The organism is Endozoicomonas sp. SESOKO2, from assembly GCF_024606245.1.
Lineage (GTDB): Bacteria > Pseudomonadota > Gammaproteobacteria > Pseudomonadales > Endozoicomonadaceae > Endozoicomonas_A.
Genome location: NZ_JAHHPQ010000307.1, coordinates 1 through 1,691 on the forward strand (window position 1 = coordinate 1; position 1,691 = coordinate 1,691).

At 52.2% G+C, this 1,691-nt stretch carries 1 protein-coding gene; it reads right to left on the reverse strand.

Going from position 1 to position 1,691, the window contains the following annotated elements:
• On the reverse strand, positions 1 to 1,678 hold a 1,678-nt coding region (locus KDK17_RS07080; protein ID WP_257287704.1), incomplete at its 3' end, for a hypothetical protein.
• Positions 1,679 to 1,691: the final 13 nt, after the last annotated feature.

The window sequence follows — 1,691 nt, forward strand, 5'->3', positions numbered from 1 at the left end:
CCTCGAAAAAAGCGTTTAGCTGCTCCAGCGACCAGTTCTTGATCATAAAACCGTTCCCGACGAGACTGAATTCCGGTTTTGGCAATGTCATGGTTCCACTGCCAGAAAGTATCGTCAGCTGTTGCTTTTCAAACTTATATTCTGGTACCTGCTCAAGCTCAATCAGCAGAGCGGCGATAAAGTACCACAGCCGCTTCTGTCCCGGCATGAGCGCATCACCCTTGATAATGACCCCTTTGCCATCGGCACTGGCCACCCGGGATGAAAAGCAGAGATCCGGTATCTGTTCGTGGTCAGTCAGGTAATGGTGTGCCAGCAGCAGCCCTTCGAGTAGCCGCTCCTGTTCTTTCAGATTGAGGGAATTTGCAGTCTGCCGGGCAATACAGGCATCCAGGAAACCTTGCATTTTCCGCCATCCCAATGCCTGGTGTATCCGGTACAGTTGACGGATGGAAGGAACCGTTTCGGAGAAACTATCGAACTTTTCAACATAGCCCGGCCGTTTAGCTTCTGGCTGTGAGCAGATAATCTCTACCGTCCATCGACTGCTTTGTGTCAGGATAAATTGCCGCTTGAGCTTTTGCCTCAGTGGCTCCAGTGCCTGCCATTGCGCTTTGTCAGGAATCGGGCTCAGGTTTTTACACAACGTAATGTAATCCAGACACTCGGATTCAGGCAGCTGCGTCAGGGCAAATTTTACAGTATCCAGGGAGGCGGGAATTGAGAGCGCCTTGCTGAGTACGTTCTGGTCTTGTTGGTGTTCATTATGTCTCGCCAGCCAGAAGCGAACACCGGCGCCGCCATGATTGAAGAGCATGGGTATCAACGATGCCAGGGCATAAAGCACCTGCATTCTTTCGTTGCGGGCGTTTGTGAAAGCGGTCAGGTATTGTTCAAATTCCGCTATCGTCATGCGCCACTCTCTGGAGGCTGAACTGAACAGCGCCAGGACTTTCATGGTTTCTTCAATCGTCATACGCCATTTTTTGGGAGCCGAACTGAACGACGGCAATACATTCATTGCATCGTCTTCCTCCCACTCATCATCGGAATCACTGATCTCGCAGTCACTCTCTATAGCGAGTTCCGGAAGATCGGGAAGATATGGGCGAAATGCTCTCTCGTTCGCCGTCAACAGGCTTTGTTCGGGCAGCCCGGAGCCTTTAAACACCCGGCTGGTCATCTTCAGGCAATGTTTCCTGTTGTTCACTGGCAGCCACTGAACAAACACTTTTAAGTCCGCCTCAGCCGGGAAGCCCTGTCGAGAACTTATGCAGGCAATATGCGCGAACAGTCTCTGATCGATCGGGCTGTCTTTAACGGTCTCATCAAGGTTCGGCTGCCAGCCCTCTTTCAGGCAGGGCATAGAGATAAAGGCTTCCACCTGCTCCTTGGTCGGGAAGCCATTACCATCATTCATGGAAGCAATGCGCATGAGCAGTTTCCGATCGATCGGGTTGTTTTGAACGGCTTCATCGCAACCCTCCCTCCAGCCCTCTTTCAGGCAGGGCATGGAGATAAAGGCTTCCACCTGCTCTTTGGTCGGGAAGCCTTTGCCATGATTCATGGAAGCAATGTGCATGAGCAGTTCCCAGTCGATGGGCTTATCTTTAACGGCCTCGTCCCGACCCGGCTGCCAGCCCTCTTTCAGGCAGGGCATGGAGATAAAGGCTTCCACCTGCTCCTTCGTC